Origin of the sequence: Cryptosporangium phraense (genome assembly GCF_006912135.1) — a bacterium.
GTDB classification, from domain to species: domain Bacteria; phylum Actinomycetota; class Actinomycetes; order Mycobacteriales; family Cryptosporangiaceae; genus Cryptosporangium; species Cryptosporangium phraense.
This window is the reverse complement of the sequence record NZ_VIRS01000003.1, coordinates 214,887-240,912: the sequence shown is the minus strand read 5'-3', so window position 1 is coordinate 240,912 and position 26,026 is coordinate 214,887. Positions and strand designations below refer to the sequence as shown.

23 protein-coding genes are annotated in these 26,026 nt (G+C 72.0%); 15 read left to right on the top strand and 8 right to left on the bottom strand.

Features of this window, described 5'->3' with window-relative positions; all coding sequences use genetic code 11:
- Nucleotides 1-57 precede the first annotated feature (57 nt).
- The 14 genes from FL583_RS05775 to FL583_RS05710 all read left to right on the top strand — a co-directional run bounded on the left by FL583_RS05775 (nucleotide 58) and on the right by FL583_RS05710 (nucleotide 15,431).
- A complete protein-coding gene (locus FL583_RS05775; RefSeq protein WP_170323501.1) occupies nucleotides 58-759 on the top strand; it encodes a phosphatase PAP2 family protein in 702 nt (233 codons plus the stop codon).
- Nucleotides 760-771: 12 nt separating this feature from the next.
- A complete protein-coding gene (locus FL583_RS05770) occupies nucleotides 772-1,680 on the top strand; it encodes a hypothetical protein (RefSeq protein ID WP_142703405.1) in 909 nt (302 codons plus the stop codon).
- Nucleotides 1,681-1,768: 88 nt separating this feature from the next.
- On the top strand, nucleotides 1,769-2,995 hold the full coding sequence (locus tag FL583_RS05765) for an MFS transporter (RefSeq protein ID WP_142703404.1): 1,227 nt from the start codon (nucleotides 1,769-1,771) through the stop codon (nucleotides 2,993-2,995).
- 27 nt (nucleotides 2,996-3,022) lie between these two features.
- On the top strand, nucleotides 3,023-4,195 hold the full coding sequence (locus tag FL583_RS05760) for a DUF4185 domain-containing protein (protein ID WP_142703403.1): 1,173 nt from the start codon (nucleotides 3,023-3,025) through the stop codon (nucleotides 4,193-4,195).
- The gene (locus FL583_RS05755) at nucleotides 4,192-5,160 is read left to right on the top strand and encodes a zinc-dependent alcohol dehydrogenase (protein ID WP_142703402.1); all 969 of its coding nucleotides are present in this window, start codon (nucleotides 4,192-4,194) and stop codon (nucleotides 5,158-5,160) included. The genes FL583_RS05760 and FL583_RS05755 overlap by 4 nt, the downstream gene beginning before the upstream one ends.
- Nucleotides 5,102-5,545, top strand: a complete 444-nt coding sequence (locus tag FL583_RS05750; RefSeq protein ID WP_142703401.1) for a 6-pyruvoyl trahydropterin synthase family protein — start codon at nucleotides 5,102-5,104, stop codon at nucleotides 5,543-5,545. Before FL583_RS05755 ends, FL583_RS05750 begins: the two co-directional genes overlap by 59 nt.
- A complete protein-coding gene (locus FL583_RS05745) occupies nucleotides 5,434-6,612 on the top strand; it encodes a glycosyltransferase (protein WP_338081116.1) in 1,179 nt (392 codons plus the stop codon). Before FL583_RS05750 ends, FL583_RS05745 begins: the two co-directional genes overlap by 112 nt.
- Nucleotides 6,609-7,277: an HAD family hydrolase gene (locus tag FL583_RS05740; protein ID WP_142703399.1), complete on the top strand. Its 669-nt coding sequence runs from the start codon at nucleotides 6,609-6,611 to the stop codon at nucleotides 7,275-7,277. Before FL583_RS05745 ends, FL583_RS05740 begins: the two co-directional genes overlap by 4 nt.
- A gap of 85 nt (nucleotides 7,278-7,362) precedes the next feature.
- The gene (locus FL583_RS05735) at nucleotides 7,363-8,133 is read left to right on the top strand and encodes a CDP-alcohol phosphatidyltransferase family protein (RefSeq protein WP_170323499.1); all 771 of its coding nucleotides are present in this window, start codon (nucleotides 7,363-7,365) and stop codon (nucleotides 8,131-8,133) included.
- Complete coding sequence (locus FL583_RS05730; protein ID WP_142703398.1) at nucleotides 8,130-8,996, top strand: SAM-dependent methyltransferase; 867 nt, start codon at nucleotides 8,130-8,132, stop codon at nucleotides 8,994-8,996. The genes FL583_RS05735 and FL583_RS05730 overlap by 4 nt, the downstream gene beginning before the upstream one ends.
- Complete coding sequence (locus FL583_RS05725) at nucleotides 8,993-10,321, top strand: lysylphosphatidylglycerol synthase transmembrane domain-containing protein (RefSeq protein ID WP_205751870.1); 1,329 nt, start codon at nucleotides 8,993-8,995, stop codon at nucleotides 10,319-10,321. Before FL583_RS05730 ends, FL583_RS05725 begins: the two co-directional genes overlap by 4 nt.
- Nucleotides 10,322-11,155: 834 nt before the next feature.
- On the top strand, nucleotides 11,156-12,979 hold the full coding sequence (locus FL583_RS05720; RefSeq protein ID WP_142703397.1) for a putative bifunctional diguanylate cyclase/phosphodiesterase: 1,824 nt from the start codon (nucleotides 11,156-11,158) through the stop codon (nucleotides 12,977-12,979).
- 40 nt (nucleotides 12,980-13,019) lie between these two features.
- Nucleotides 13,020-14,651 (top strand): glucose-6-phosphate isomerase, encoded by a 1,632-nt coding sequence (gene pgi, locus FL583_RS05715; protein ID WP_142703396.1) that lies wholly within the window; start codon nucleotides 13,020-13,022, stop codon nucleotides 14,649-14,651.
- Nucleotides 14,652-14,660: 9 nt separating this feature from the next.
- Entirely contained in the window at nucleotides 14,661-15,431 is a 771-nt protein-coding gene (locus tag FL583_RS05710; RefSeq protein ID WP_142703395.1) for a class I SAM-dependent methyltransferase, read from the top strand.
- A gap of 408 nt (nucleotides 15,432-15,839) precedes the next feature.
- Here FL583_RS05710 and FL583_RS42810 read toward each other — a convergent pair whose 3' ends face one another.
- The 8 genes from FL583_RS42810 to FL583_RS05675 all read right to left on the bottom strand — a co-directional run bounded on the left by FL583_RS42810 (nucleotide 15,840) and on the right by FL583_RS05675 (nucleotide 25,164).
- The gene (locus tag FL583_RS42810; protein WP_420843117.1) at nucleotides 15,840-15,953 is read right to left on the bottom strand and encodes an MFS transporter small subunit; all 114 of its coding nucleotides are present in this window, start codon (nucleotides 15,951-15,953) and stop codon (nucleotides 15,840-15,842) included.
- Complete coding sequence (locus FL583_RS05705) at nucleotides 15,950-17,410, bottom strand: OFA family MFS transporter (RefSeq protein WP_170323498.1); 1,461 nt, start codon at nucleotides 17,408-17,410, stop codon at nucleotides 15,950-15,952. Before FL583_RS05705 ends, FL583_RS42810 begins: the two co-directional genes overlap by 4 nt.
- A gap of 168 nt (nucleotides 17,411-17,578) precedes the next feature.
- Complete coding sequence (locus FL583_RS05700; RefSeq protein WP_170323497.1) at nucleotides 17,579-18,913, bottom strand: extracellular solute-binding protein; 1,335 nt, start codon at nucleotides 18,911-18,913, stop codon at nucleotides 17,579-17,581.
- Between the two features lie 42 nt (nucleotides 18,914-18,955).
- Complete coding sequence (locus FL583_RS42355; protein ID WP_142703393.1) at nucleotides 18,956-20,941, bottom strand: vWA domain-containing protein; 1,986 nt, start codon at nucleotides 20,939-20,941, stop codon at nucleotides 18,956-18,958.
- Nucleotides 20,942-21,032: 91 nt separating this feature from the next.
- A complete protein-coding gene (gene mftD / locus FL583_RS05690; protein WP_142703392.1) occupies nucleotides 21,033-22,214 on the bottom strand; it encodes a pre-mycofactocin synthase MftD in 1,182 nt (393 codons plus the stop codon).
- Between the two features lie 138 nt (nucleotides 22,215-22,352).
- Nucleotides 22,353-23,180: an ATP-binding cassette domain-containing protein gene (locus FL583_RS05685; RefSeq protein WP_142703391.1), complete on the bottom strand. Its 828-nt coding sequence runs from the start codon at nucleotides 23,178-23,180 to the stop codon at nucleotides 22,353-22,355.
- Nucleotides 23,177-24,205, bottom strand: a complete 1,029-nt coding sequence (locus tag FL583_RS05680) for an ABC transporter permease (protein ID WP_142703390.1) — start codon at nucleotides 24,203-24,205, stop codon at nucleotides 23,177-23,179. The genes FL583_RS05685 and FL583_RS05680 overlap by 4 nt, the downstream gene beginning before the upstream one ends.
- Complete coding sequence (locus tag FL583_RS05675) at nucleotides 24,202-25,164, bottom strand: sugar ABC transporter substrate-binding protein (protein WP_142703389.1); 963 nt, start codon at nucleotides 25,162-25,164, stop codon at nucleotides 24,202-24,204. The genes FL583_RS05680 and FL583_RS05675 overlap by 4 nt, the downstream gene beginning before the upstream one ends.
- Nucleotides 25,165-25,287: 123 nt before the next feature.
- Here FL583_RS05675 and FL583_RS05670 point away from each other — a divergent pair, with 123 nt between their 5' ends.
- Nucleotides 25,288-26,022 (top strand): GntR family transcriptional regulator, encoded by a 735-nt coding sequence (locus FL583_RS05670; RefSeq protein WP_142703388.1) that lies wholly within the window; start codon nucleotides 25,288-25,290, stop codon nucleotides 26,020-26,022.
- Nucleotides 26,023-26,026: the final 4 nt, after the last annotated feature.

The following is a 26,026-nucleotide window of genomic DNA, read 5'->3' as shown; positions in this document are numbered from 1 at the left end:
AGGTGTAGTGCGTCGATTTCCGGGGGATCACGCCCTACCTGCGAAGGAGGGCACCCAGTGGCGACCACGACGATCCCGTCCGCGGTGGCGGCACCCCCACGCCAGTGGGTGCGCGTCATCGCGACCGAACTCGCCCTGATCGCCCTGGGGATCGGCGCCTACCTGGCGGTCGGCCTCGGCTCGGCCGACCGCACCGAGGCCGCCTACGCGCACGCCAAGACGATCCGATCCCTCGAGTACTTCGGCCTCGAACGCCTGCTCAGCACCTGGTGGGCCGAGGACCCCCTCCGCACCGCGATCGCCAATGCCTACTACGTCACCGGCCACTTCGCGGTCCCGTTCGTCGTCTTCGGGCTGCTCGTGCTGTTCGACCCGGCCGCCTACTACCGCTTCCGCTCCGCGTTCGTCGCGGCCAGCCTGATCGGCGTCGCGATCTCCTGGGCCTGGCCGTCCGCGCCGCCCCGGCTGCTCGAGGGCCTGACGAACGCCCCGGTCATCTCCGGGGCCGAGAACCCGTACGCCGCGTTCCCGAGCATGCACGTCGGCTGGGCGGTCTGGTGCGCGCTGGCGGTCAGCGCGCTCACCGCCCGCTGGTGGGCGCGCGCTCTGGGCTGGCTGCACGCCGCCGTGACCGGCGTCGTCGTGCTGGTGACCGGCCACCACTGGGTCCTCGATGTCGTCGGTGGCGTTCTCGTCGCGTTCGCCGGCCTGGCGATCGCCCGTCTCTGGGAGGTCCGCGCGCGTTTCGCCGTTTCCTGAACACTGGCGGGCGTGCGGCGGCTACTGATCATCACCGGCGTCTCGGCCGCCCTGCTGGCCGGCTTCGGTCTCCTGCTGCAGCCGAGCCCCCGGGCCGACGACGAGGCACACGTCCCCGATCCCACCCCGGCCTCGGCCGCCGCCACCGCCGCCCCGGAGAGCTTCGACCCGCTGCGGTCGCGGCTGACCGTCGGCTGGCTGCCGGAAACGCTCACCGCCCGCGGCTCCTCGACGACGCCGGTACTCGAGGAGCTCTACGCGAGCCACGCGACCAGCGACGTCCTCGTCTCGATCGTCCCGCCGGGCGCGCCGCCGCCGGCGTATTTCACCGACGCCACCGTCCAGCCCGGACCACCGATCGGTGCGAAATCCTCCCGCTGGTACACCGACCGCGCGGTGCACTTCCTGCGCTGGGAGTGGGCTCCCGGCGCCGTGGCCCAGGTCGAGATCTCCGGCCTGTCCGACCCGCTCGGCACCGCCACCCGGATCGCCCGCTCGGTCCGGGTCGGCGACGGCACCCCGGTCGCGCTCCCCCTGACGACGAGCCGCCCGCGCGACCTGGTGACGCTCCGCACCGACGTCGTCCGGGACCGGTTCGGCGACCTCACCGCGGGCGTCACGTTCTCCTCGCCGACCGACCCGGACGCGCAGATCGAGGTCTCGGCGATTCCGGAGCGCGCGGACCCACCCACGACCACGCTGGGTGGCCGCCCGGCCCGCGAGATCCTGATCGGCGACGAACGCACGGTCACGTTCGCGCTCGACCCGAAGACCCAGCTCCGGATCCGCTGCCGGGCCGCCGACGATCGGTCGTCCACGGTCGGCGCGCTGCGGGCCGAGTGCCTCCGGATCGCCGCGAGCGCCCACCCGGCCGGGATGCTCAGCGATCCGCGTAGTTGGACCGCGCACCCAATCAGGTGAGCTGCACCACAGAGTCCACTGCGAAGTCCGCGCCCCGGATACAAGGTTTGGGAGGCATCGCGTGATTTGAGAGGCGGAGAGACTTCGTATGGCGACACCGAGTGACCGGTCCTCGGCCCGACTGATCACCAAGGAGTTCGCCCTCCTCCTCGTCGCCGCGCTCGGCGCGTTTCTCTCCCTCGGCATGACGCTGCCGGTGCTGCCGTACTTCGTGCAGTCGCTGGGAGGCGGCGACCTGGCGATCGGCGTCGTCGTCGGGATCATGGCGGTGTCGGCGGTGATGGTCCGCCCGTTCACCGCCCGGGCCATCCAGAACCTGGGCTTCCAGCCGCTGGTCCTGATCGGCGGCGTCGCCGGTGCGGTCTCGACCGCGGCCTACGCGCTGGCCGGGAACCTGCCGGTCCTGCTGCTCTTCCGGCTGCTGTCGGGAGCGGCGCTGGCGCTGATGTTCGTCGCCTGCATCGCCCGGGTGATGGCGACCGCCCCGCCGGAGCAGCGCTCGAAGGCGTCCAGCTACTTCTCGGTCGCGCCGTACCTCGGCATCGGGCTGGGGCCGGTGATCGGCCAGCCCTGCTACGACACGTTCGGCGTCGGGCCGACGTTCGTCGTCGCCGGCCTGCTGCAACTGCTCGGCACGCTGCCGATGCTGCTGGTCGCCAACCACCGGGCCCGCGGCGAACGCGCTCCGCGCTTCCACTCCGCGGCCCTCTGGCCCGGCGCGGTGCTGGCCCTCGGCATCATCGGCGTCGTCGCGTTCAACGCCTACATCCCGCTCTACGTCGACGAGTTGCGAGGCAGCAATCCGTCGTGGATGTTCCTCGCCTATTCGGTCGTCGTGCTGGCGGCCCGGATCTTCGCCGGCGGGCTGCCCGACCGGATCGGCGCCGTCCGGGCCGGCACGCTGGCCACGATCGGGGTCGTGCTGGGGCTGGTGATCATCGCCGCGGCACCGTCCGAGGTCTGGATCTACGTCGGCATCGTGCCGCTCGGCGCCGGGATCGCGTTCCAGTACCCCGGCCTGATGGCGCTGACGATCAGCCGGGTCAAGGAGTCCGAGCAGGCCGCCGCCGTGTCCACGTTCACGATGTTCTTCGACGTCGCCACCGGCCTCGGTGGGCTGGTCGTCGGTCAGGCCGCCGCCCTCGGCGGCTACCGGGCCGCGTTCGCGGCCGCCGCGTGCTGCTCCGTGCTCGGCCTCGTGCTCCTGCGGACGATCGTCGCGCGCGGTTCGGCACCGATCGCGACGACGCCGACGACGACGCCCGCCCCGGCCCGGTTCGGCGAGACGGCCTGCGACTCGAGCAGCGCCGCCTGAGGACCTACCAGCCGGTACGTTGAGGGCGTGGCGGTACCGGAGCGGCGCATCATCGCCGTGCTGGTCGCGCTCGTGATCGTCGTCGTCGTGGGCTTCGGCGTCGTGCGCCGGACGCCGGAGGGGGCCGAGACCGTCCGCGACGCGGTGCCGCCGATCCCGTCCGTGCACGCGGCCGACCTCGGCCCGCTCACCCAGAACGGGCGGGTCGTCGCCCGGGACGACGGCCAGAGCACCCGCTACGGCGACCGGTCGGCCTGGGTCTTCGCCGACACCGTGCTGCGCGACCCGGAGGGCTTCCTGTCGAACTCGGCCGCGTCCACCCGCGACCTGCGGGCCGCCGACGGGATCACGCTGACCAGCTCCGACGTCTTCGGCACGAGCGGACGCGACCCGGCCGCGCTGTTCGGCCACACCCCGGCCGAAGCGGCGTTCCAGCAGCGGCACGCGACCGGCTGCACGCCCGCCGGCGACGTCTACTGCGGGGCCTCGTTCGCGTTCTGGCCCGGACCGGTGATCGCCGACCCGCACCGGGCCCGGCTGCTCGTCTTCTACACGAAGCTCTGCCGGAGCGGCGCGGAGGGAACGCCGTGCTCGGGCCCGTTCGGGCGCGCGCTCGGCACCGGCATCCTCGCCGTCGACCTGCGGACGCGCGAGATCCGCCGGTTGCCCGCCGAACGCGGCCAGGACGTCCGGAGCATCGAGGGCCCCGACCCGACGATGTTCTTCCCGCCGTCGGCCGCCTACGCCGCCGCCGCGGTCGTCGTCGGGGACGACGTCTACGTGTACGGCGACTGCGACTCCGTCTGCCGGCTGGCCCGGGCCCCGCTCGACCGGATCACCGACCGGCTGCGCTGGCGCTTCTGGACCGGCACCGGCTGGTCGTCCAACCCGGACCGGGCCGTCGGCACGATCCGGGCCGGCTCGGCCGGCAACACCGTGTTCTACGACCCGGCCCTCGAGGGCTGGCTCAACGTCTACCTGCCGGGCGTCGACGACACGATCCGGGCCCAGATCGGCGGCTCCCCCACCGGCCCGTGGTCGGCCGCGTTCCCGATCCTGACGACGAGCGGCCGCCGACCGAACTACGCCGCGTTCGCCCACCCCGAGTACGCCGAACACGACGGCCTCACCCAGTACCTGACCTACTTCCACGCCGACAGCGGTGAACTCCGCCTGACGAAAGTTACGTTCGAGCCATGAGCACACACGCCGTCTGGTTCACCGCCCCGCGCGAGGTGGAGGTCCGTCCGGTTCCGGATCCGGAGCCCGCGGACCTCCTCGTCCGGACGCGCTTCTCCGGCATCAGCGCGGGCACCGAACTGCTCGCCTACCGCGGGGAGCTGAACCCCGACACCGAGCGCGACGAGACGCTGTCCGCGCTGGCCGACGGCGGGTTCAGCTACCCGTTCCAGTACGGCTACAGCTGCGTCGGCGTCGTCGAACAGGGCCCGCTGGCCGGGAAGACCGTCTTCGCGTTCCACCCGCACCAGGACCGGTTCAGCGCCGCGGCCGACGACGTCGTCGTCCTCCCCGATCACCTCGATCCGCGCCTCGGGACGATGTTCCCGCTGGTCGAGACCGCGCTCCAGCTCAGCCTGGACGCCGGCCCGGTCCTCGAGGAACCGGTCGTCGTGCTGGGCCTGGGCGCCATCGGGCTGCTCACGTCGCTGCTGCTCGCCCGGGCCGGCGCGCAGGTCGTCGCGGCCGAGCCGCGCGAGGCCCGCCGGGCGCTCGCCGAGTCGCTCGGCCTGCGCACCGCGCACCCCGACGAGCTTCCGGCGCGGGTCGGGACCGGCGTCTCGCTGCTGGTCGAGACGTCCGGCGCCCCGGCCGCGCTGGCCGGTGGCCTCTCGCTCCTCGCGCACGAGGGCACCGCGCTCGTCGGGTCCTGGTACGGCACGAAGCCGGTTGCGCTCCCCCTCGGTGAGCACTTCCACCGGCGCCGTCTGACGATCCGCAGCAGCCAGGTCTCGACGATCCCCTACGCGGCCCAGGGCCGCTGGACCAACGCCCGCCGCCGGGAGGCCGCCCGCGACCTTCTCGACGTGCTCCCGCTGAAGGCCCTGGCCACCACCGAGTTCGCTTTTCCGGACGCGGCTGAGGCATATGCCACCCTCGATCGCGGCGACGCCGGAGTGCTGCACGCCGCCCTCCGGTATGAATGAACGCATGTACCAAACCGGCACCGAGCGCGAGGTCCGCGCATTCCACACCATGCCCGACATGCCTCCGCCGGAAGGCGAACGGCACTCCCACGACTACCGGCTGACGCTGGTGGTGTCCCGCGAGGAACTCGACGACAAGGGCATGGTCGTCGACCTGGACGTCCTGGTCGGAGCGCTCGAAGAACTCACCGGGCGGCTCCAGGACGCGGATCTGGACGAGATCGTCGCCCCGGAGCTGGGCACCGAGGCGGTCACCGTCGAGTCGTTCGCGTTCTGGGTGCACGGGAAGATCGGCGCCGCGATCAAGACCCCCGGCGCCGACCTCGCGGTCCGCGTCTACGAGAACGCGAGCGAGTTCGGCGGCTACTCGGGCGTGCTCGCCTGAGCCCGCTACAGGTATCGCTGCTGACCCTCGGCGACCCGGCGACGATGACCGGTGGGTACCTCTACCACCGGCGCGTCGCCGACCGGGCGGCCGCGAACGACGCCCGCCTCGACTTCGTCTCGGTCCCGGAGCGGTCGTTCCCGGCGTCGGTCGCCGCCGGCCGCGGTCTGCTCGGCCGGCTGCGCGACGCCGACGCGATCCTGCTCGACAGCATCGCGGCGGCGTTCGTCGGCCCGTGGCTCCCGGCGAAGGGGCTCCCCCCGATCGTCGGCATGCTCCACCAGCCTCCGGGCGGCATCGACCACGCGGGCGTCCGGCAATACGTCCAAAAAGTCCTTGATCGGCGCGCGTACCGCTACGCGTCCAAATTGTTGATCGCCAGCGAGGACCTGGCGGACACCCTCCGCGCGTCGGGAATGCCCGCGGACCGGCTGACGGTCGTGGCACCCGGCCGCGACCCGGCCGACGCGCCGGTCGCGCCGCAGGGCGACCTGCGGCAGGGACGGCGGATCGCGGTGCTCTCGGTCGGCAACTGGGTCGAGCGGAAGGGGTTGCTCGACCTGCTGGAGGCGGTCGCGAAGCTGCCGCCGGAGGCGGTGACCCTGCACCTGGTGGGCGATCCGAACGTCGATCCGGAGTACGCGGCCAAGGTCAGCGCCCGGCTGACCCGGCCGGACCTCGACGGCCGGGTGAAGACGCACGGGCTCGTCAGCCCGGCCGAGGTCGTCGGGTACTACCGGTCGGCCGACGTGTTCGCGCTGGCCAGCCTTCGCGAACCGTACGGGACCGTGTACAGCGAGGCGATGGCCGAGGGGCTGCCGGTCGTCGGCTGGGACGCGGGGAACCTGCCCCACCTGGCCCGGGACGGCGTCGAGGGGTTCGCGGTGCCGCCCGGCGACGTCCGGGGGCTCACCTCCGCACTGCGGACGCTGGCCGAGAACGAGCCGCGTCGCCGGGAGATGGCCGCGGCGGCGAAGACCCGATCGGAATCCTTTCCGAACTGGGACGACACCGCTCGCGTGCTATTCACTGAGATCCGGGCCGTAGTGGAGGAGACGCGGACGTGAGCCAGTTCGAGGCAGTCCTGTTCGACGCGGGTGACACGCTGATCCGGCTGTCCGGCAGCGGCGAGACGCTGCTGCACCGCGCAGCCGACGACCTGGGCGCGGCCCCGCTGGACCCGGGCGAAGTGGCCGACGTGTGGAAGCGGGTCCTCGACCGCAGCAGCACGGCCGAGGAGATGGCCAAGGGCCGGGACCTGTCCACCGAGAAACACCACGACGTGTGGACCGCGCTCTACACCGCGGCCGGGTGCGAGACGCTCGCGCCCGGCCTGAGCGAACGGCTCTACGCGCTGACGATCGACGCCGCCTCCTGGGAGGCGTTCGAGGACACGGTCCCGACGCTGCGCGCGCTGGCCGAACGCGGGACGAAGATCGGGATCGTCAGCGATACCGGCTTCGACCTGCGTCCGGCCCTGGACGCGCTCGGCGTGATGGCCTACGTGGACGGCGTCGTCATGTCGTTCCAGCACGGGATGTGCAAGCCGGCGGTGCCGGTGTTCCTGGCCGCGTCGGAGCAGCTCGACGTGGATCCGGCGCGCTGTCTGATGGTCGGTGACAACCCGCTCACCGACTCCGGGGCGATCGCCGCCGGCATGCACGTGTTCCTGCTGCCCCGGCCGGCGGCGACGGGTCCGCGCGGGCTTTCTCAAGTTCTGTCGCTTGTTTGACGCGAAACCCTGAACCTTCCTGAGCGCAGCCCCGTGTTTCCCGGCGCGCGACACAACGTCGCGCCTGGGCGAAACGGGTGGATCAGTGACGGTCGACGTTCGAGTCAGCACGACGGGTCCGGTTCTCGGGCCCGTCCTCGGAGTGGTCGCGCAGTTCGGCGTTCTCGGCGTTCTGGCCGGCACCGTCGGGCTCGCCCCCACCGGGTGGCTGGCCGGCGTCGCGTTCTCGATCGCCACCTGGGTGTTCCTCACCGGCGCGCTGCACCGGTCGGGCGCGGAGTCGTTCGGTCCGGCCAACGCGGTGACGCTGGCCCGCTGCACGCTGGTCGGCGGGGTCACCGCGCTGGTGGCCGACTCGTTCACGACCTCGGTGCACGTCGGCGCGCTGGTGGGCGTCGCGTTCGTGGCCTGGCTCATGGACGGGATCGACGGCCAGGTGGCCCGCCGGACCGGCACCACGACGGCGCTGGGCGCGCGTTTCGACGGTGAGGTCGACTCGATCCTGGCCCTGGTGCTGACGGTCTACCTGGCGCAGTCGCTGGGCGGCTGGGTGATCGCGATCGGCGCGCTCCGGTACGCGTACGTGGTGGCCGGGTGGGCGCTGCCGTGGCTGCGGGGCGACCTGCCCCGGCGGCAGTCGCGCAGCGCGATCGCCGCGGCGCTGGGGTTCGTGCTGGTGGTGGCCGCGTCCGGGCTGCTGCCGGTGGCGGCCGCGGGGGTGCTGGTGGGGTTGTCGCTGGGGGTCGTCAGCTGGTCGTTCGGCCGGGACATCCGGTTCCTGTACCGGCGGCGCGCGGTTTCGATTCGAACCGCTTCCGCGTCGCGGCCGTTCATCGGGGTAGGCCAGCACTCATGAGCACCGGAGACCCGTTGACCCTCACCGACGCACCGCGCTACGCCTCGTCGTGGCTCGGGCTCCGTGAGCCTGCCGACGCGGCGGCCCGCTCGCAGTCGCTGCTCTCACTGCTGCGGCCCCGGCTGAGCGGCGACCTGTTGATCCGGGACCTCGGGACCGGGACCGGCTCGATGCAGCGGTGGCTGGCGCCGCAGCTGCCCGGCCCGCAGCGCTGGATCCTCCAGGACCACGACGCCGACCTGCTCGCGTTCGCGGCCTCCCAGGCGGCCACGACCGCGTCCGACGGGTCCGCGGTGACGGTCATGACCCGGCACGCCGACCTGACCGAGCTCACCTCCGGCGACCTGCTCTCGACGTCGCTGGTCACCGCCTCGGCTCTGCTCGACCTGCTCAGCCGCGACGAGGTCGACCGCCTGGCGGCGGCCTGCTCGTCGGCCGGCTGCCCGGCGTTGCTCACGCTCTCGGTGACCGGCGCCGTCGAGTTCACTCCGTCCGACGAGTCGGACGCCGAGTTCGCGGACGGATTCGCCGCGCACCTGCGGTCCCACGTCCCGGGCCGGGAACTGCTCGGGCCGGACGCCGGCGAGTACGCGGCCCAGGCCTTCGCGTCCCGCGGAGCCACCGTGCACGTCGCCTCCACACCGTGGCGGCTCGACTCCTCGCACGCGGCGCTGATCGACGAGTGGCTCCGCGGCTGGGTCGCGGCGGCCGCGGCCCAGCGCCCGTCGCTCGACGCGACCGACTACCTGACCCGGCGACTGGACGCCCTCGCCACGGGCGAACTCCGGGTCATCCTCCACCACACCGACCTCCTCGCCCTGCCACGCCGGGCGAACGATTCCACTTCCGGGGCGCAACGATGAAGCAGCGGGTTTTCGGCTGGGCCAAGACGCTCGGCGGAGTCGGCATCCTCGCGGTGCTGCTCTGGCGTCTGGGGTCCAGCGCGTTCCTCGACGGCCTGCGGGTCATCAACGGGTGGACGCTGCTCGCCGCGTTCGGCATCGGCCTGCTCGCCACCGTGGCCAGCGCCTGGCGCTGGTGCCTGGCCGCCCGCGGGCTCGGCATCAAGCTGCCGCTGCGCACCGCGGTCGCCGACTACTACCAGTCGCTGTTCCTCAACGCGACGCTGCCCGGCGGCATGCTCGGCGACGTCCACCGGGCCGTGAGCAACGGCCGCGAGAACGGCGACGTCGGACGCGGTGTGCGGGCGGTCGTGCTGGAGCGGTTCGCGGGCCAGGTCGCGATGTTCGCGATCGGTGGGGCCGTGCTGCTGCTGAACCCGGCACTGTTGCTGTTCGTCTGGCGGCACGTGCCGTCCGGGTTCGTCCCGGTGGCCGGTGGGGTCGTCGTCGTGCTGGCTCTGGTGGTCGTGTCCCGGCCCGGGCTGCGCCGGAAGGCGTCCGCGGTGGGACGGGACGTCCGGCGGGGGCTGCTGGGGCGGCGGAACTGGCTCTGGGTCGGGTTCTCGTCGGCTGTGATCGTGGCCGCGCACCTGGGGACGTTCGTGCTGGCCGCGCGGGCGGCCGGGTCGTCGGCGCCGATCGGGTCGCTGCTGCCGTTGATGGTGCTGGCGCTGGTCGTGATGGCGTTGCCGTTGAGTGTCGGGGGGTGGGGGCCTCGGGAGGGGTTCTGTGCCTGGGCGTTCGGGGCGATGGGGCTCGGTAGTCAGGAGGGTCTGACGATCGCGGTGGTTTATGGGTTGTTCGCGCTGGTGGCGGCGCTTCCCGGCGTGTTCGTGATCGCAACCCGCCTGATCCGGAACCGCCGCCGAGCCGCGGCGGAAGCGGCGGCCGCTCCGGCGGCTGCGGCCGCTCCGGCCGCGGTTGCTGTGGCAGCGCCCGCTGCGATGGCGCCCGCTGCCATGGCTTCGGAATCGGCGGCTTCAGCTGCGCCCGACACGGTGGCGGCCAACGTGGGCGCGGGCGGCGCGGGCGGCACGGGCGCGGCCGGCACGGTGGCGGCCGGCGCGGGCGCGGGCGGCGCGCGTGCGGTGGTGACCAGCGCGGCTGAAGCGAACGTGGCCCGCGTCGGGGCGGGTGCGGCCGGGGCGGTCGCGCCCGGCGAGGGATCGCTCTGGGGCCCGGAGCGGCCGACCGGTTCCGCGCCCGGACTTCGGACCCGTCGCGACCCGCTCGACGAGATCGCCGAGCACCTCGGCTCGCTCGAGCCCGCGACCGCGGCCGCCTAAGTCCGGGTCCCCGCAAGGCCGCGGATCCCCCGCCCCCACCGGCGGCGGCCGGAGAACTCGCCGCGAACACCGCCCCACCCTCGGTGGGTGCCACCGCACCCGGGTGCGTACCCGCTCCGACCGTCCACCGGCCGAACCCCCGGCGACCGGCCACCGGCGACCGGCCGCGCCCCGGCGGCTCGCCCCCGACGGCTCGCCCCCGGCGGCCCGCCCCCGGCGGCTGCGGCCCCGGCGGCTGCGGCCCGCCCCCGGCGGCTGCGGCCCGCCCCCGGCGGCGTATGGCTCGCGCTCCAACGGGATGCCCTCCGCGAAGGCAGCCTCGGCCACCAGCGGAACCACGATCGCCGACGTCACCTACGTCCCGCCCACCGAAGCGGTACGCACCGCGTCTGAGCCGGCCACCGGCCGAGCCCCCCGGGCCCCGGATACTCGCGCACCGCCGAGGTCACGCCGTGCGGTAGCGCCCGCCGGCGCAGCGGGTCCGGCACCCGATCCCCAGCCCCCGAGTTCGTACGCCGCCTCCGCCACTGCAACGCCTACCTCCCCGCGCCGCCTCCGCCCGCTCACCGCTCGCCACCGCGCCGCGCCACACCCGCGCCGCCCGCGCCACGAAAGACACTGCTGGCCGCGCCGCGCCACGCCACATCCGCGCGCTGATTGCCGACTTCCCGGGGTTCTGGGCGGGCTCAGAACCCCGGGAAGCCGTCAAACCGCGAAACCGGATACTTACTCACAAAAGCAGCAACCGTCGCGCAACCGATCTGCACCCGTCCCGCTCCTGGGGCCGGGAACGCTGGGAAGGTCCGCGTCTAGAACGCAGGTCCCGGAGGTTGGATGAGCGCTGAGCTACGGACCGCCCGCCGCCCCCGGCGTCGCCTGCGCCCGTCGGTCATCGCCACCGGCCCGGCCATGGCGTCGACCGCCGCCGCCTGCTACCTGGTCGGTGGCCTCGTCGGGCTGCTCATGCCGCTGCTCGCCGTGCCGTACGAGACCGAGCCCGCGTCAATGGCGCTGGGCGGCGGCTCGATGGCGGCCGGCGTGCTGGTCGGCCTGTTCGGCCGCCGGTTCGGCCAGCGCGTGTTCTACGGGCTCAACCTCGGGACGGTGTTCTTCGTCGGCCTGGGCGTCTGGATGCACCGGGGCGAGTTCGAGGCGACGCTGGCCGGCTGCCTGTACCTCGTCGTCTCGATGTACGTGTTCTTCTTCTTCGACTGGACCGCGGGCTGCGTCATCGAAGGCCTGGTCATCGCCTCGATACTGACGTCCAAATTGGCGTTCGACGCGTACCCCTGGGGAGCCGTCACGACGCTGATCGGCCTCAACCTGCTGATCGCCGGCGTCACCGGATGGCTGGTCCGGGCGGCGGCGGAAGCCGACGTCGACGGGCTGACCGGACTGCCGAACCGCCGCGGGTTCGACCGGACCCTGCACGAGGCCCTGGTGGACGTCGAACGCAGCGGCGGGCCGCTGACCGTCGCGATGATCGACCTCGACGGGTTCGCCGCGGTCAACGAGCAACGCGGACGCGCGGAGGGCGACCGGTGGCTGCAGTCGTTCGCCCGGGACTGGCTCGACCACGCCGGCCCGGACGCGGCGATGGCCCGGCACGGCGCCGACGAGTTCGCGGTGATCGCGTCCGGCCACACGTCGGGCCAGCTCACCAAGGCCCTGGACGCGTTCCGGACGATCCAGCCCGACTTCTCGGCCGGCCTGGCGTCCTGGCAGTCCGGCGACACGCCCTCGATCCTGGCCGGACGGGCCGAGCTCGCGCTCTACGAGGCCAAGAGCAGCGGCGGTGGCCGGACGTTCAGCCGGGACGCCGGAGGCGAGGGCTGGGTGCTGCTCAGTTCGGCGCTGGCCAACAACGAGTTCACGGTCGTCTACCAGCCGATCGTCAATGCGACGACCGGGCTGGTCGCCGGGGCCGAGGCGCTGCTGCGCTGGACCCGCCCGGGCAAGGGGCCGGTCTCCCCGGCCGAGTTCATCCCGATCGCCGAGAGCACCGGGTTCATCACCAAGCTCGACCACTGGGTGCTGGAGACCGCGTGCCGGGAGGCGGCGGCCTGGCCCCGGGCGGTCGCGGCCAAGGTCACGGTCAACGTCTCCGGCCGGGAGCTGCACCAGCCGGACTACTACCAGCAGGTCGTCGACGTGCTGATCCGCACCGGGCTGCCGGCGAACCGGCTGGTCCTGGAGGTCACCGAGAGCACGATGGAGGCCGACTCGCAGGTCGCGCTGGACGTGCTGCGCCGGCTGCGGGCCGACGGCGTCCGGATCGCGATCGACGACTTCGGCACCGGGTACTCGTCGCTGTCCCGGCTGCACCACCTGCCGGCCGACATCCTCAAGATCGACCGCTCGTTCGTGATGACGATCCAGCCGCAGGACACCGGCGCCCCGCTGATCGCCGCGATCACCGGCCTGGCGCACGCCCTCGGACTCACCACCGTGGCCGAAGGCGTCGAGCACGAGTATCAGGCCAGAGTCCTGGCCCACCACGGCTGCGACGAGAACCAGGGCTGGCTGCACGGCCGCCCGGACGCTCCGGAGCTGATCCACGCGGCCCTGGCCCAGCAGGCTCTGAGCCCCGGTGAACCCTTTGTGAAGACCTACGTTGGCAATAGCGCAGGTAAGTCTTCGCCGAGCGGGCACGACTAACGTTGGCCTGAAACGAGCAGATCACTGGGAGGGCACGACCATGTCCCCGAAGACGGTCGATATCGACGCGACGCCCGAGTGGGCGGCCGTCCGCGAGCACGCCGATCGGCTGCGCGACACGCACCTGCGCGACCTGTTCGCCAGCGACGCCGACCGGGCGGACGCGATGACCGTCGAGGCCGCCGGCCTGGTGGCCGACTATTCGAAGCACCGCGTCGACGACCCCGCGCTCTCGGCGCTGTTCGCGCTGGCCCGGGCGGCCGACGTCGAGGGCCACCGGGACGCGATGTTCCGCGGCGAGAAGATCAACACGACCGAGAACCGGGCCGTGCTGCACGTCGCCCTGCGCGCCCCGCGGGACGCGGAGATCGTCGTCGACGGGGAGAACGTCGTCGCCCAGGTGCACGAGGTGCTCGACCGGATGGCCGCGTTCTCCGACCGTGTCCGCAGCGGCGAGTGGGTCGGGTCCACCGGGAAGCGGATCCGCACGGTCGTGAACATCGGCATCGGCGGGTCCGACCTCGGCCCGCGGATGGCCTACGAGGCCCTCAAGCCCTACGCCGACCCGCAGATCACCTGCCGGTTCGTCTCCAACGTCGACGGCGACGACCTCGCGTCCAACGTCGAGGGCCTGGACCCGGCCGAGACGCTGTTCATCGTCGCGTCGAAGACCTTCACGACCCTGGAGACGATGACCAACGCGCGCGCCGCGCGCGACTGGCTGACCTCCAACCTCGACGGCGCCGACGTCGCCAAGCACTTCGTCGCGGTCTCCACGAACCTGGGCGAGGTCGAGAAGTTCGGCATCGACCCGGCGAACACGTTCGGGTTCTGGGACTGGGTCGGCGGCCGCTACTCGTTCGACTCGGCGATCGGCCTGTCGCTGATGGTGGCGATCGGCCCCTCCCGGTTCCGTGAGCTTCTCGACGGCATGCATGAGGTCGACGAGCACTTCCGCACCGCGCCGCTGGAGTCCAACCTGCCGGCGATCATGGGCCTGCTCGGGCTCTGGTACCGGGAGTTCTTCAACGCGCAGAGCCACGCGGTGCTCCCCTACGCGCACTACCTCTCCCGCTTCACCGACTACCTGCAGCAGCTCGACATGGAGTCGAACGGCAAGCGGGTCCGCCGTGACGGCACGCCGGTCGACTACCAGACCGGCCCGATCGTCTGGGGCACCCCGGGCACCAACGGTCAGCACGCGTACTACCAGCTGATCCACCAGGGCACGACGCTGATCCCGGCCGACTTCCTGGCGTTCCTGCACCCCGCGCACGAGCTCGGCAACCAGCACGACCTGCTGATCGCCAACGTGCTCGCCCAGGCCGAGGCGCTGGCCTTCGGCAAGACCGCGGAGCAGGTGGCGGCCGAGGGGGTCGCGCCGGAGCTGGTGCCGCACCGGACCTTCCCTGGCAACCACCCCTCGACCACGCTCGTCGTCGAGAAGCTCACCCCGCGGACGCTCGGTGCGCTGGTCGCGCTGTACGAGCACAAGGTGTTCGTCCAGGGGGCGATCTGGCAGATCAACTCGTTCGACCAGTGGGGTGTGGAGCTCGGCAAGGCGCTCGCGCAGCGGATCGTGCCCGAGCTCTCGTCGGACGACGAGCTCACCCACGACTCGTCGACGAACGCACTGATCCGCCGATACCGGGCGGCCCGCCGAGGCGCCTAGCCTGACGTCGTGGCCGACGTCTGGACCAGCGGGAACGCCTACGACGCCTACGTCGGACGGTGGAGCCGTCGCGTCGCGGAGTCCTTCGTGGCGTGGCTGGCTCTGCCGCCCGGCCGTCGCTGGCTGGACGTCGGCTGTGGCACCGGCGCGCTGACCGCGGCCGTTCTCGAGGCCGCCGCGCCGGCCTCGGTCGTCGGGGTCGACCCCTCGCTGGGGTTTCTCGCGACCGCGCGGGCCCGTCTGGGCCGGGCCACGTTCCGTCAGGGCGACGCCCGTGCCCTGCCGCTTCCTTCGCACTCGGTGGACGTGGTGGTCAGCGGCCTGACGCTGAACTTCGTCCCGGTACCGGCGGTCGCCGCGGCCGAGTGGAGGCGGGTCGTCACGCCGGGCGGCACCGTCGCCGCGTACGTGTGGGACTACGCCGAGGGCATGCAGATGATGCGGGTCTTCTGGGATGCGGCGGCGGCGCTCGACCCGGCCGCGGCCGCCGCCGACGAGGGTCCGCGGTTCGCGATCTGTCACCCGGACGCGCTCTCCGACCTCTGGGTCGCCACCGGCTTCAGCGACGTGCGGACCCGGGCGATCGAGGTCGCGACCGACTTCGCGGACTTCGACGACTTCTGGGGGCCGTTCCTGGGTGGTCAGGGGCCGGCGCCGGCGTACGTGGCGTCGCTGGACGAGCCGGACCGGGCCGCGCTGCGCGACGCGGTCCGGGCCCGGTTACCGCGGGGCCCGATCCACCTGACCGCCCGGGCCTGGGCGGTCAAGGGCGTCCGCTAGGCAGCCACGGCACGCGTCGTCGCGCGGGCCCGGCGTCTGCGGTGGCGCGGCCTCCAGGGTCGCCTTCACCCGACCGATCGCGCGTCCGGGCCGGAGCCGGGCGCGTCGACCGCCCGAGACCGGCCGGGAACCACCCGACGCTGATCGGCGCGGCCGGCGGTGTCTCCCCCGTGCTCTCGGTGACCCGTAGCGTCCGGTCGTCGTCCGATCGCAGCACGGTGGCCGCGGCGACTGCGCCTTCCGTACGTAGGCGCTGGGCTGGTGGTGGTCGCCGGTCAGGACGTACGCGAAGCGCAGCAGCGCAGCGCCGTCGGCGGCCACGTACGAGCCGAACTCGTGTTGCATCAAGAACGCCTCTCCTCCTGTGTGCTCGGTAAGACGCGGGAGGAGAGGCGTTCTGCAGGCCGACTACTCGAAGAGTTTGGCCGCGGTGATCAGCGTCTGGATGACGCCGTAGCCGAGCAGCACGGTGACCAGCAGCCAGGAGATCACCAGCCGGACGGTCTGGGCATTGTCGTTCACGCCGTGGCCTCCTTCGACGCGGTCGTTTCCGCAACCGGCGCGGGCTCCGCGTCCGGCTCCGCTGCCGCGTCCGCGGTCGGCTCGGTCGGAGCCGCCGGCTCGTGGTACTTCTCCGCCACCGGACGGATCAGCAGGTTGGCGACGAAGCCCACCGCCAGTACCCCCACCATCGTGAACAGCGCCGGCCGGTACGCCGACGCGGTCAGCGAACCGGGCTCTCCCTGAGCGTCCAGGAAGCCGTTGATGATCAGCGGCCCGGCGACGCCGGCCGCGGACCACGCGGTCAGCAACCGGCCGTGGATGGCCCCGACCTGGAACGTGCCGAACAGGTCACGCAGGTAGGCCGGAGCGGTGGCGAAGCCGCCGCCGTAGAACGAGATGATGAACCCGGCGAAGATCACGAACAGCCAGGTCGCCGAGCTCCCGGCCGTGGCCAGCAGCACGTAGAGCACGATCCCCACACCGAGGTACAGCATGTAGATCCGCTTCCGCCCGACCAGGTCGGACGTCGACGACCAGACGAACCGGCCGGCCATGTTGAACAGCGACAGCACGCCGACGAACCCGGCCGCCGCCGAGACCGCGACCGACGACGTGTCACCGTCCCGGAAGAAGTCCTGGATCATCGGGCTGGCCTGCTCGAGGATCCCGATGCCCGCGGTGACGTTGCAGAACAGCACCACCCAGAGCAGCCAGAACGACGGCGTCTTGATCGCGTTCGCGGCCGACACGCTGCTGGTCGTGACCAGCGGCTTGGCCGCCACCGACGACGGGTCGAAGCCGTCCGGGCGCCAGCCGTCCCGCGGCACCCGGATGTTGAACACGCCGAACATCATGATCAGGAAGTAGACGATGCCCAGCGTCACGAACAGCAGCACCAGCGCGTGCCCGTCGGCGATCGACTTCGCGTTCGACGAGTCGTAGCCCGAGTCGTAGAGCCCCATCAGCTGACGCGACGCCGGGCTGGCGATCAGCGCGCCACCGCCGAAGCCCATGATCGCGAGGCCGGTGGCCAGGCCGGGCCGGTCGGGGAACCACTTGATCAGCGTCGAGACCGGCGAGATGTACCCGATGCCGAGCCCGATGCCCCCGAGAACGCCGTACCCGAGATACACCAGCCACAGTTGCGACGTGCCGATACCGAGCGCGCCGACCAGGAAGCCCGCGGCCCAGAACGAGGCCGAGACGAACATGGCCTTACGCGGGCCGTTCGTCTCCACCCAGGTCCCGGCGACCGCGGCCGAGAGGCCGAGCATGACGATCGCGATGCTGAAGATGATCCCGATCGCGGTCTGGCTGACGTCGAAGTGCGCGACCAGCGAGTTCTTGTAGACGCTGGTCGCGTAGGCCTGCCCGATGCAGAGGTGGACGGCCAGCGCGGCCGGTGGGATGAGCCAGCGGTTGAACCCGGCGGGCGCGACCGTGCGCTCCCGGTCCAGGAAGGATAAAGCAGACAATGCGCCCTCCCCAGCGAGGCTGAGCGTCTATGAGGTGCCGATGGTATGCCCGATGTGGCCGGGGCCACACCAGATGGTTTCGCTGTGCGACATTCCCTCATTGACGTGTCACCCACCCCGTTCCGTCCGGGTTCGGGCGGCGAAAGGTCGGTTCGAGGCGGTGAACGGTTACCGGCGTTTGCCGCGGAGCGCGGCCCGGAGCCGGTCGCCGAGGTCCGCCGGCGGCCCGGAGCCACTGATCAGCATCGCGTGCACCTCGGTCTGCAACACCTCGCTGAACAGCGCGTAGTGCGGCGAGCGGGGTCGCAGGCGGGCCAGTTCGATGGCCTTGAGCAGTTCGTCGGCGTACGGGTAGACCTGTTTGATCCGGGTGTCCTCGTAGACGACCCGGCGGGTGGCGGCCAGCCCGCCCCGCTCGAACAGCAGCTGCTGGCTCCGGTCGTTGGTGAGGAACTCGATCAGCGCCTCGGCCGCCCGGGGATGGGAGCTCCGCTTCGCCACCGCGAGGTTCTGCCCGCCGAGGACGCTGGGCCAGGGCAGCGGCGAGACCGCGAACTCGACCGGGCGGGTGCCGGGCTCGGCCGGGACGTCGAGCGTCCGGTACGCCAGCGGCCAGTTGCGCATGAACAGCGCCCGGCCGGCCCGGAACGCGCTCGTGCTGGGCTGTTCGCTGAAGTCGAGCGAGGCGGGGAGGATCTGCCGCGGATCGGAATGGACCCCGTCGACGAGCTGACGCAACCCGTCGCGCGCCTGCCGCGAGTCGACGTGCACGTCGCCGTCGTCGTCGACGATCTCGCCGCCGGCGCTCCACACGGCCTCCAGCGCGTTGACGGTCAGCCCCTCGTAGCCCTGGAGCTGGGTGACGAACCCGGCCTCCGGCACCGTGCCCGGCTTCGGACGGCCTTCGAGCACGTTCGCGATCGCGGCCAGCATCGACGTCCACGACGACGGGACCCGCGGCGCCAGGTCGCTGCGCCGGTAGAGCAGCGCGGCGTCGGTGTTGAACGGGAGCGCCCACAGCTTGCCGTCGTACTCGCAGGTCTCGAGCGGACCGTCGAGGAACGCGCCCCGGTCGGCCCGGCTCTCCGGGTACTCCCGCAGCAGGTCGCCCTCGGCGAACTCCGGGATCCAGGCGACGTCCAGGTTGAGGACGTCGACCGGGTCGCCGTCACCGCCGGCGCGCGCGAGCATCTCGCTGTGCTGGGCGTCGGCGATGTTCGTGACCTCCTCGATCCGGGCCGGGTGGTCGGGGTGCAGGTGGTTCCACTCCTCGATCAGCTCCTGGCGCTGGCCGCCGGCGCTCTCGTCCTTGCCGCTGAGCAGCACGAGTTCGCCGTCCTCCCAGGAGGAGTCGCTGAGGAGCGGGCGGAGGAACCCGACGAGGACCACGACGAGCACACCGACGAGCACACCGGCCAGGAAGCTGGTCCATCGCTGGTGGTTGCCGGGGAAGGCCTTCATCGCCCGCCACCAGGCGACGGTCCCCGAGGGCCCGTCGGGCATCGGCCGCCCCGTGTGCTCCGTCCCCATCGCTCCGGCCTCCTCCTAGGTTTCCAGCAGATCGACGAGCGCGCCGCCGAGCGTCCGCGAGTCCGCGTTCTCGCAGTCCCCGCCGGACCCGCCGGTCAGCACCGACAGCGCGGGCCCGGCGCAGCTCGCGTCGCCCAGCGCGACGACCGAGATCCGCACGCCCACCGCGGACGCCCGGTCGGCGAGCACCCGCGGGTCCGGTGGCGTCCCCTGGTCGCTGTCCTCGCCGTCGGTGATCACGATCAGCGTCGTCACCTGTCCCTCGGCCGGGCGCCCGAGCGCGTCCAGGCCGGCCTCGATCGACCGGTAGAGCGGCGTGCCGTCGGCGGGGCGGATCTTCTTCAGCGCCCGGTCGGCGGCCGGCCCGGCGGTGCCGGCTCGCCAGGCCCGGATGCCGAGCAGCGGCCGGGTCGTCCCCGGGTCGGCCGGGAACGTCCAGAGTCCGACCTGGTCACGCGGCCCGACCGTGCCGAACGCGCTCCGCACCCCGGAGCGGGCCGCGTCGAAGCGCGTACCCGGCCCTGCCCGGGTGGCCATCGAGCCGGACGAGTCGAGCAGGACGAGGGTCCGCGCCGGACGGCTCGCGGCCGTGTACGCGTCCAGCGCGGCGTCGACGTCCGCCGAGGGCGGGCTGGCCCGGTCGAACACCGCGTCCGGCCGGACGCCCCAGCGCGGGGTGAGCGGCTCGGTGAGCGGCGTCGTTCCGGCCCCGCCGACCGGCGGCCGTAAGCCGATCGAGACCAGCGCCCGGCGGCCGGCCTCCGAGCCGAGCCAGTCGCTCCAGGCCTGGGTGGCGCCGCGCTGCCGCTCGGTGGTCCGGGGCCAGCGCAGCCGGACCAGCGGATGGTCGAGGCCCGCGGTGTCGCGGGGATAGACCGCCACCAGCTGCCGGTCGGCCTGGACCGGGTCCTCCGACGGGCAGTTCTCCCCGTGCGGGCGGCCCTGGTTGTACCGGACCAGCTGCTGCTCGGTCAGGACGACGGCCGTTCCGGCCTGGCTCGCGTCCCGATGACGGCAGAGCACCGCGTCCGCGTTCCCGAGCGTGTACCGGCCCCGGTCGAGCGCGTCCCCGATCTGCCGCTCGACCGCCCGGGTCGCGGTCGCGTCGTACTCCTCCGCGTCCTCGGAGAGGCTGCGGTAGATCAGCTCGGTGGCCACCTCGCCCGTCGTCGATCTCGTCGGTTGGGGACGGACGACGGGCAGCCGGGCGTCGTCGGCGTCCCGGAGGAGTTGCGCCCAGGTGCGTGGTTCGTCGGCCTGCGGAGCGGCCTGGGCCGGGGCTGCCAGGACGATCGGCGTGGACGCGATCGAGCGGGCGCTCTCGACCGGGGACGCTCCGGCGGTCCTCCCCAGCTCAGCCACCCGGCCGGCGTCCACCGTGGAATCGGGCATCCAGACCTCGGGGCGGGGACCGACCTCCTGCAGGCTCTCGGTGGTCCAGCCGTTGATCAGCGCGTCGCGGGCCGCGGCCGGGTCGGCCGCGTACACGTAGACGTCCGCGCTCGCGCACCCGTGGTGCGCCGCGGCGGACTCGCGCTCGTACTCGGTGGCCAGCGCCGACGTGGTGGCCAGGCTCTCCGGTGTGGTGAGCACCCGGAGCGTCGGCGGCGGCTGGCAGCCCCGGATGAGGTAGTAGCCCCCCTCGCGAGCTTTCGGCACCGCGAGGACGCCGATGACCAGCGCCAGCACGAGGACGACGGCCGGGAGGCCGATCGCCCGCACCGGCCTGGGCAGCCGGAGCCACCAGGGCGGACGGGGGCGCGGGTCGGGGTTGCGGGACATGATCGCGCGGACCAGGCGCACGAGCCGGCGCACCGCCCGGTCCATCGCGTCGGTCGCGGCCAGCGCACCGAGCAGCGACGCGACGACCAGCAGCGTCCACAGCAGACGGGTGTTCGGCGGGTCGGTCGCGGCCGCCGGCCCGCCGATCGCGAACGCGGCCAGGAGGTAGGCCACCATCCACCGCCAAGGCGGCGGACCCCCCGGGCGCCCCGTCGTCACGATCATCCTCCCTGATCACCGTGGGTGGCCAGGATAGGACGACCGGTCAACCGCGGCGGGGGTGGACGAGCCACCCCCACCGCCGGGAGGCTCAGGCCTTCTTCGCCGAGCGGGTGAAGTCGGCCGGGATGATCAGGTCTTCCGGCGTGAGCTGGTGGATCGACGACTTGCCGAGACCATAGAGCGTCTCCGAGATGCCGTCGCGGATGATCACCAGGACGTTGTTGACGCCCTTCTCGCCGTTCGCGCCCATGCCCCACAGGTACGCCCGGCCGATCATCACGGCCCGGGCCCCGAGCGCCAGCGCCTTGACGACGTCGGAACCGCGCCGGATACCGCCGTCGAGCAGCACCTCGATCTGGTCCCCGACCGCGTCGGCGATCGCCGGGAGCAGCCGGATCGTGGCCGGCGTCGAGTCGAGGTTGTTGCCGCCGTGGTTCGAGACCGAGAGTGCGGTGGCGCCGATGTCGACGGCCCGGCGGGCGTCGTCCGGGTGGGTGATGCCCTTGATCATGAACGGACCGCCCCACTGCTCGCGCAGCCAGGCCAGGTCTTCCCAGGTCGGCGCCGGGGTCTGGATCCACTGGCCGTAGGCGCCGAAGAACGTCGGCACCTCCTGGCCGGGCAGCACGAGGTTCGGCACGCCCAGGTCGGGCAGCGACCCGGACTTGACCCACCGGTACAGGTACCCCGGCTTGGACGCGACCGGGAACGCGTACTTCCGGACCGCCTCGAAGTTGATCCGCTCCGGAATGAACGGGCTGCCCCAGTCGCGCCGGGAGTCGAACACCCAGTCCAGCGTCACGATCAGGCCCTTGGCCCCGGCCGCACGGGCGCGCTCGGCCCGGGCCAGCATCGCGTCCCGGTCGCCGACCCAGTACGACTGGAAGAACAGCTTCGGGTTCTCCTTGATGACCTCTTCGATCGGCTTCGAGGCGAACGAGGACAACCCCATCGCGGTACCTAATTGGGCCGCTGCCTTGGCCACACCGACCTCGCCCTGCGGGTCGACGGCCTGGACGCCGGTCGGCGAGATCACGACCGGAAACGGGATCTCCTGACCCATGACCGTGGTCGAGAGCTCACGGGCGGCCGGGAGGTCGGCGATGCGCGGCCGGAAGCCCAGCTCGCGGAACGCGCCGACGTTGTCGTCCATCGTCGCGCCGGCCTCGGCGCCGCCTAACAGCGCGAGGTAGACGGCCTTGGGCAGCCGTTTCTTCGCCCGCCGCTGCGCTTCCGCGACGGTCTCGAACCAATCCCTGGTGCTCGCCATGTCTCTTCGGCTCTCGGTCGTGGACGAGGCATCGCTGACCTCGCCGGGGGTTATGGAGTAACCGTACGACCATTACGGCACTCAGTGCCATAAGTTGAGCCAACAGTTGCCCAAATCTCTTTCGGGAGTGACCCGGGCTCAGGTCGTCTTGAGCTCGGACACCTCCGACGAGAGCGTCTTCGCCACCTCCGACTCTCCCCCGAGCTCGGCCGCCAGCTCGTGGCTGAGCGCCTCGAGCTCCGCCCCGCCGGCCATCATCCCGGTCAGCTCGTCGAGCGACAGCTCGCTCTTCGGGAAGTCGCCCATGCTGCGGCCCCGCCGCAGGATCATGAACCGGTCCCCGACCGGGTACGCGTGGTGCGGGTTGTGGGTGATGAAGACGACGCCCAGCCCCCGGTCGCGGGCCCGCGCGATGTACTTCAGCACGACGCCGGACTGCTTGACGCCGAGCGCGGCCGTCGGCTCGTCGAGAATCAGCACCCTGGCCCCGAAGTACACCGCCCGCGCGATCGCCACGCACTGGCGCTCACCGCCGGACAGCGTGCCGATCGGCTGGTCGACGTCGCGCAGGTCGATGCCCATCGCCGACAGCTCGGACTTCGTCGTCGCCTTCATGAACTTCGCGTCCAGGCGCCCGAACCGCCGGGTCGGCTCGGACCCGAGGAAGAAGTTGCGCCAGACCGGCATCAGCGGCACGACGGCCAGGTCCTGGTACACGGTGGCGATCCCGAGGCTCAACGCTTCCCTCGGTGACGCGAAATGACGCTCCTCGCCGTCGACGACCAGCCGCCCGGAGGAGTGCGGGTGCGCCCCGGCCAGGATCTTGATGAACGTCGACTTGCCGGCGCCGTTGTCGCCGAGCACGCACGTCACCTCGCCGGGAGACACCGACGTGCTGACGTCGGCCAGCGCGACGATGTTGCCGTACCGCTTGCCGATCTCCTCGACCTCGATCAACGAAGTCATGACCGCTCCGCTCGCCGACGTACCGCTTCGTTCAACAAAACCGCACCCAACAGCATCACGCCGAGGAACGCCTTGAGCCAGTTGTTGTCCCAGCCGGCGTAGACGATCCCCTGGTTGGTCATGCCGTAGATCAGCGCGCCCAGCGCCGCCCCGACCGCCGACCCGTACCCGCCGGTGAGCAGACACCCGCCGACGACCGCGCAGATGATGTAGATGAACTCCTGCCCGACGCCGGTGTTCGACTGCACGGTCGACGTCGTGAACAGCAGCAGCATGCCGACCAGCCAGCCGGCCCCGGCGCTGGTCATGAACAGCCCGATCTTCGTGCGGGCGACCGGCACGCCGACCTGCCGGGCCGACGTCTGCGCCCCGCCGACCGCGAAGATCCAGTTCCCGACCCGGGTCTTCAGCAGCACCCAGGTGGCGACGACCGTCACCAGGATCCACCAGAACACCGAGGCGTAGACCAGGCCACCGGCAACATCCAGGGAAGATCCGAACACCCCGTGCGGCTGCGAGTAGAACGGCACGTTGGCCATGCCCTGGATCGCGACCTGGCCGATGATCGCCTTCACCGCGGCCAGGTCGATGCCCTGCAGGACGAAGAACGTCCCCAGCGTCACGATGAAGCTGGGCAGCCCGGTGCGCATGACCAGGAGCCCGTTCAGGAACCCGACCGCCAGGGCCAGGATCAGCGACACGAGCATCGCGGCCCAGATGTTCAGGCCCCACTCCGTCGTCATGACGCCGACGGCCAGGCCGGTGAAACCGGTCATCGCCCCGGCCGAGAGGTCGAACTCCCCGCCGATCATCAGCAGCGCGACGGCGACCGCCATGATGCCGATCGTCGACGCCGACCGCAGCCAGGTCGACGCGCCCGACGCGGTCGCGAACGTGTCGGTGACCAGCGCGAAGAACACGAACACGGCGATCGCGGCGACGAGCGCGCCGACCTCCGGGCGGCGCAGAATCCGGGCGAACGCCCCGCCGGAGGCGAGGCGTTCGTCCGCGACAGCAGTAGTCATCGCGTTCCCTTGGCCGCGAACTTCCCGACCTCGTCGGCGTTCTCCTTGGTGACGAACGCCGGGCCGGAGTAGACCGGCTGGCCGCCGCCCAGGTCGTTGCCGTTGATGCTCTTCAGGTACAGCGCGGTGACCGCGGCGTAGCCCTGGACGAACGGCTGCTGGTCGACCGCGAAGTCGATAGTGCCCGCCTTGATGTCGTTGATGACGTCGGCGGAGAGGTCGAACGTGGCGACCTTGGCCGAGCTGCCCGACTCCTTGACCGCGCTGACCGCGTCGATCGCGTACTGGCCGCCGAGCGTCAGCACGCCGTCGATCGTCTTGTCGGCCTGCAGCTTGGACGTGATCGTGGCCTGCACGGCGTTGTCGTCGGTGCCGTCGACCTGCAGGTTGGTGACCTTGCCGCCCATCGTCGCGGTGACCGCCTTGCAGCGCTCCTCGAGCCCGACGTTGCCCGCCTCCTGGATCACGCAGAGCGCGTTCTTCCAGCCCGCGGTCTTGAGCCGGGCACCGACCGCGTTACCGGCGATCTCCTCGCTCTGCCCGATGTGGGTCATCGCGCCGAACTCTTTCCACTTGTCGATGCCGGAGTTGATCGTGACGACCGGGATGCCGGCGGCGACCGCGTTCTTGACCGACGTCTCCAGGCCGTCCGGGTTCGCCATCGAGACGATGATGCCCTCGACCTTGTCGGCGACTGCCCCGTCGATGAGCTGCGACTGCTTGGCCGGGTCGGGGTCGGAGGAGTAGTTGACCTTGACGCCGTAGTCCTTGCCCGCGCGCTCGGCCCCGGACTTCACCCGGTCCCAGAACGCGTCGCCGGGCGCACCGTGGGTGATGATCGCGTATGTCAGGTCCAAGTCGCCCGCGTCGGACGGCCCTTCCTCCTTGCCGGTGCCGCTGCAGCCCGTCATCGCGAGGAACAACGCGACGATCACTCCGGCTAGGGCGAACTTCTTCATTGAGTTCTCCTGGTGGGGCAGTGCTCTGGGGGTGTCGATCGTGGGGAGGAGTGTGGTAGACACCACTGGCGCTGTCAAGATTTTGTCCGGACATACTGACAACCGGTCGCGAAGGAGCGCCTGATGCAGCCCCCCATCACGCTCGACCGTAGTAGCCCGGTCCCGCTGTACTTCCAGGTGGCCGAGCAACTCGAACAGGCGATCCTGTCGGGCACGCTCGGCGCCGGTGACCGCATCGGCAACGAGGTCGCGATGGCCGCCGACCTGGGGCTGTCCCGGCCGACGATGCGCCAGGCGATCCAGGTGCTCGTCGACAAGGGACTGCTGGTCCGCAAGCGGGGCGTCGGCACCCAGGTGGTGCAGGGCCGGGTGCACCGCCCGCTGGAGCTGACCAGCCTGTTCGACGACCTGACCAAGGCCGGTCAGCAGCCTCGCACGGTCGTGCTCAAGCTCGAACTGGTCGAGCCGGACGACCACGTGCGCGCCGAGCTGCGCCTGTCCGACCACGAACAGGCCTGGTACCTGGAGCGGCTCCGGTCGGTCGGCTCCGACCCGCTCGCCCACATGACGAACTACCTGCCCACCGACGTCGTCGATCTGGCCGCTGTCGACCTCGGGGAGGTCGGCCTCTACCAGGCGATGCGCCGGGCCGGCGTGGTCATGCGGGTCGCCCGGCAGCGGATCAGCGCCCGGCGCGCCGACGCGGCCGAGGCCCGGCTGCTCGGCGAGGTCGAGGGCGCGCCGGTGCTGACCATGGACCGCACGACCTACGACGACGCCGGCCGCGCGGTCGAGTACGGCACGCACGCCTACCGGCCCGACCGCTACGCGTTCGAGTCCACGCTGGTCGACCGATGACGGA

Excerpts from the sequence above, each read along its gene's own strand:
- FL583_RS05670 (WP_142703388.1), top strand. The coding sequence starts at position 25,288 with ATGCAGCCCCCCATCACGCTCGACCGTAGTAGCCCGGTCCCGCTGTAC.
- FL583_RS05680 (WP_142703390.1), bottom strand. The coding sequence starts at position 24,205 with ATGACTACTGCTGTCGCGGACGAACGCCTCGCCTCCGGCGGGGCGTTC.
- mftD (WP_142703392.1), bottom strand. The coding sequence starts at position 22,214 with ATGGCGAGCACCAGGGATTGGTTCGAGACCGTCGCGGAAGCGCAGCGG.
- pgi (WP_142703396.1), top strand. The coding sequence starts at position 13,020 with ATGTCCCCGAAGACGGTCGATATCGACGCGACGCCCGAGTGGGCGGCC.
- FL583_RS05765 (WP_142703404.1), top strand. The coding sequence starts at position 1,769 with ATGGCGACACCGAGTGACCGGTCCTCGGCCCGACTGATCACCAAGGAG.
- FL583_RS05720 (WP_142703397.1), top strand. The coding sequence starts at position 11,156 with ATGAGCGCTGAGCTACGGACCGCCCGCCGCCCCCGGCGTCGCCTGCGC.
- FL583_RS05700 (WP_170323497.1), bottom strand. The coding sequence starts at position 18,913 with ATGCCCGACGGGCCCTCGGGGACCGTCGCCTGGTGGCGGGCGATGAAG.
- FL583_RS05750 (WP_142703401.1), top strand. The coding sequence starts at position 5,102 with ATGCCACCCTCGATCGCGGCGACGCCGGAGTGCTGCACGCCGCCCTCC.
- FL583_RS05730 (WP_142703398.1), top strand. The coding sequence starts at position 8,130 with ATGAGCACCGGAGACCCGTTGACCCTCACCGACGCACCGCGCTACGCC.
- FL583_RS05725 (WP_205751870.1), top strand. The coding sequence starts at position 8,993 with ATGAAGCAGCGGGTTTTCGGCTGGGCCAAGACGCTCGGCGGAGTCGGC.
- FL583_RS05675 (WP_142703389.1), bottom strand. The coding sequence starts at position 25,164 with ATGAAGAAGTTCGCCCTAGCCGGAGTGATCGTCGCGTTGTTCCTCGCG.
- FL583_RS05755 (WP_142703402.1), top strand. The coding sequence starts at position 4,192 with ATGAGCACACACGCCGTCTGGTTCACCGCCCCGCGCGAGGTGGAGGTC.
- FL583_RS05685 (WP_142703391.1), bottom strand. The coding sequence starts at position 23,180 with ATGACTTCGTTGATCGAGGTCGAGGAGATCGGCAAGCGGTACGGCAAC.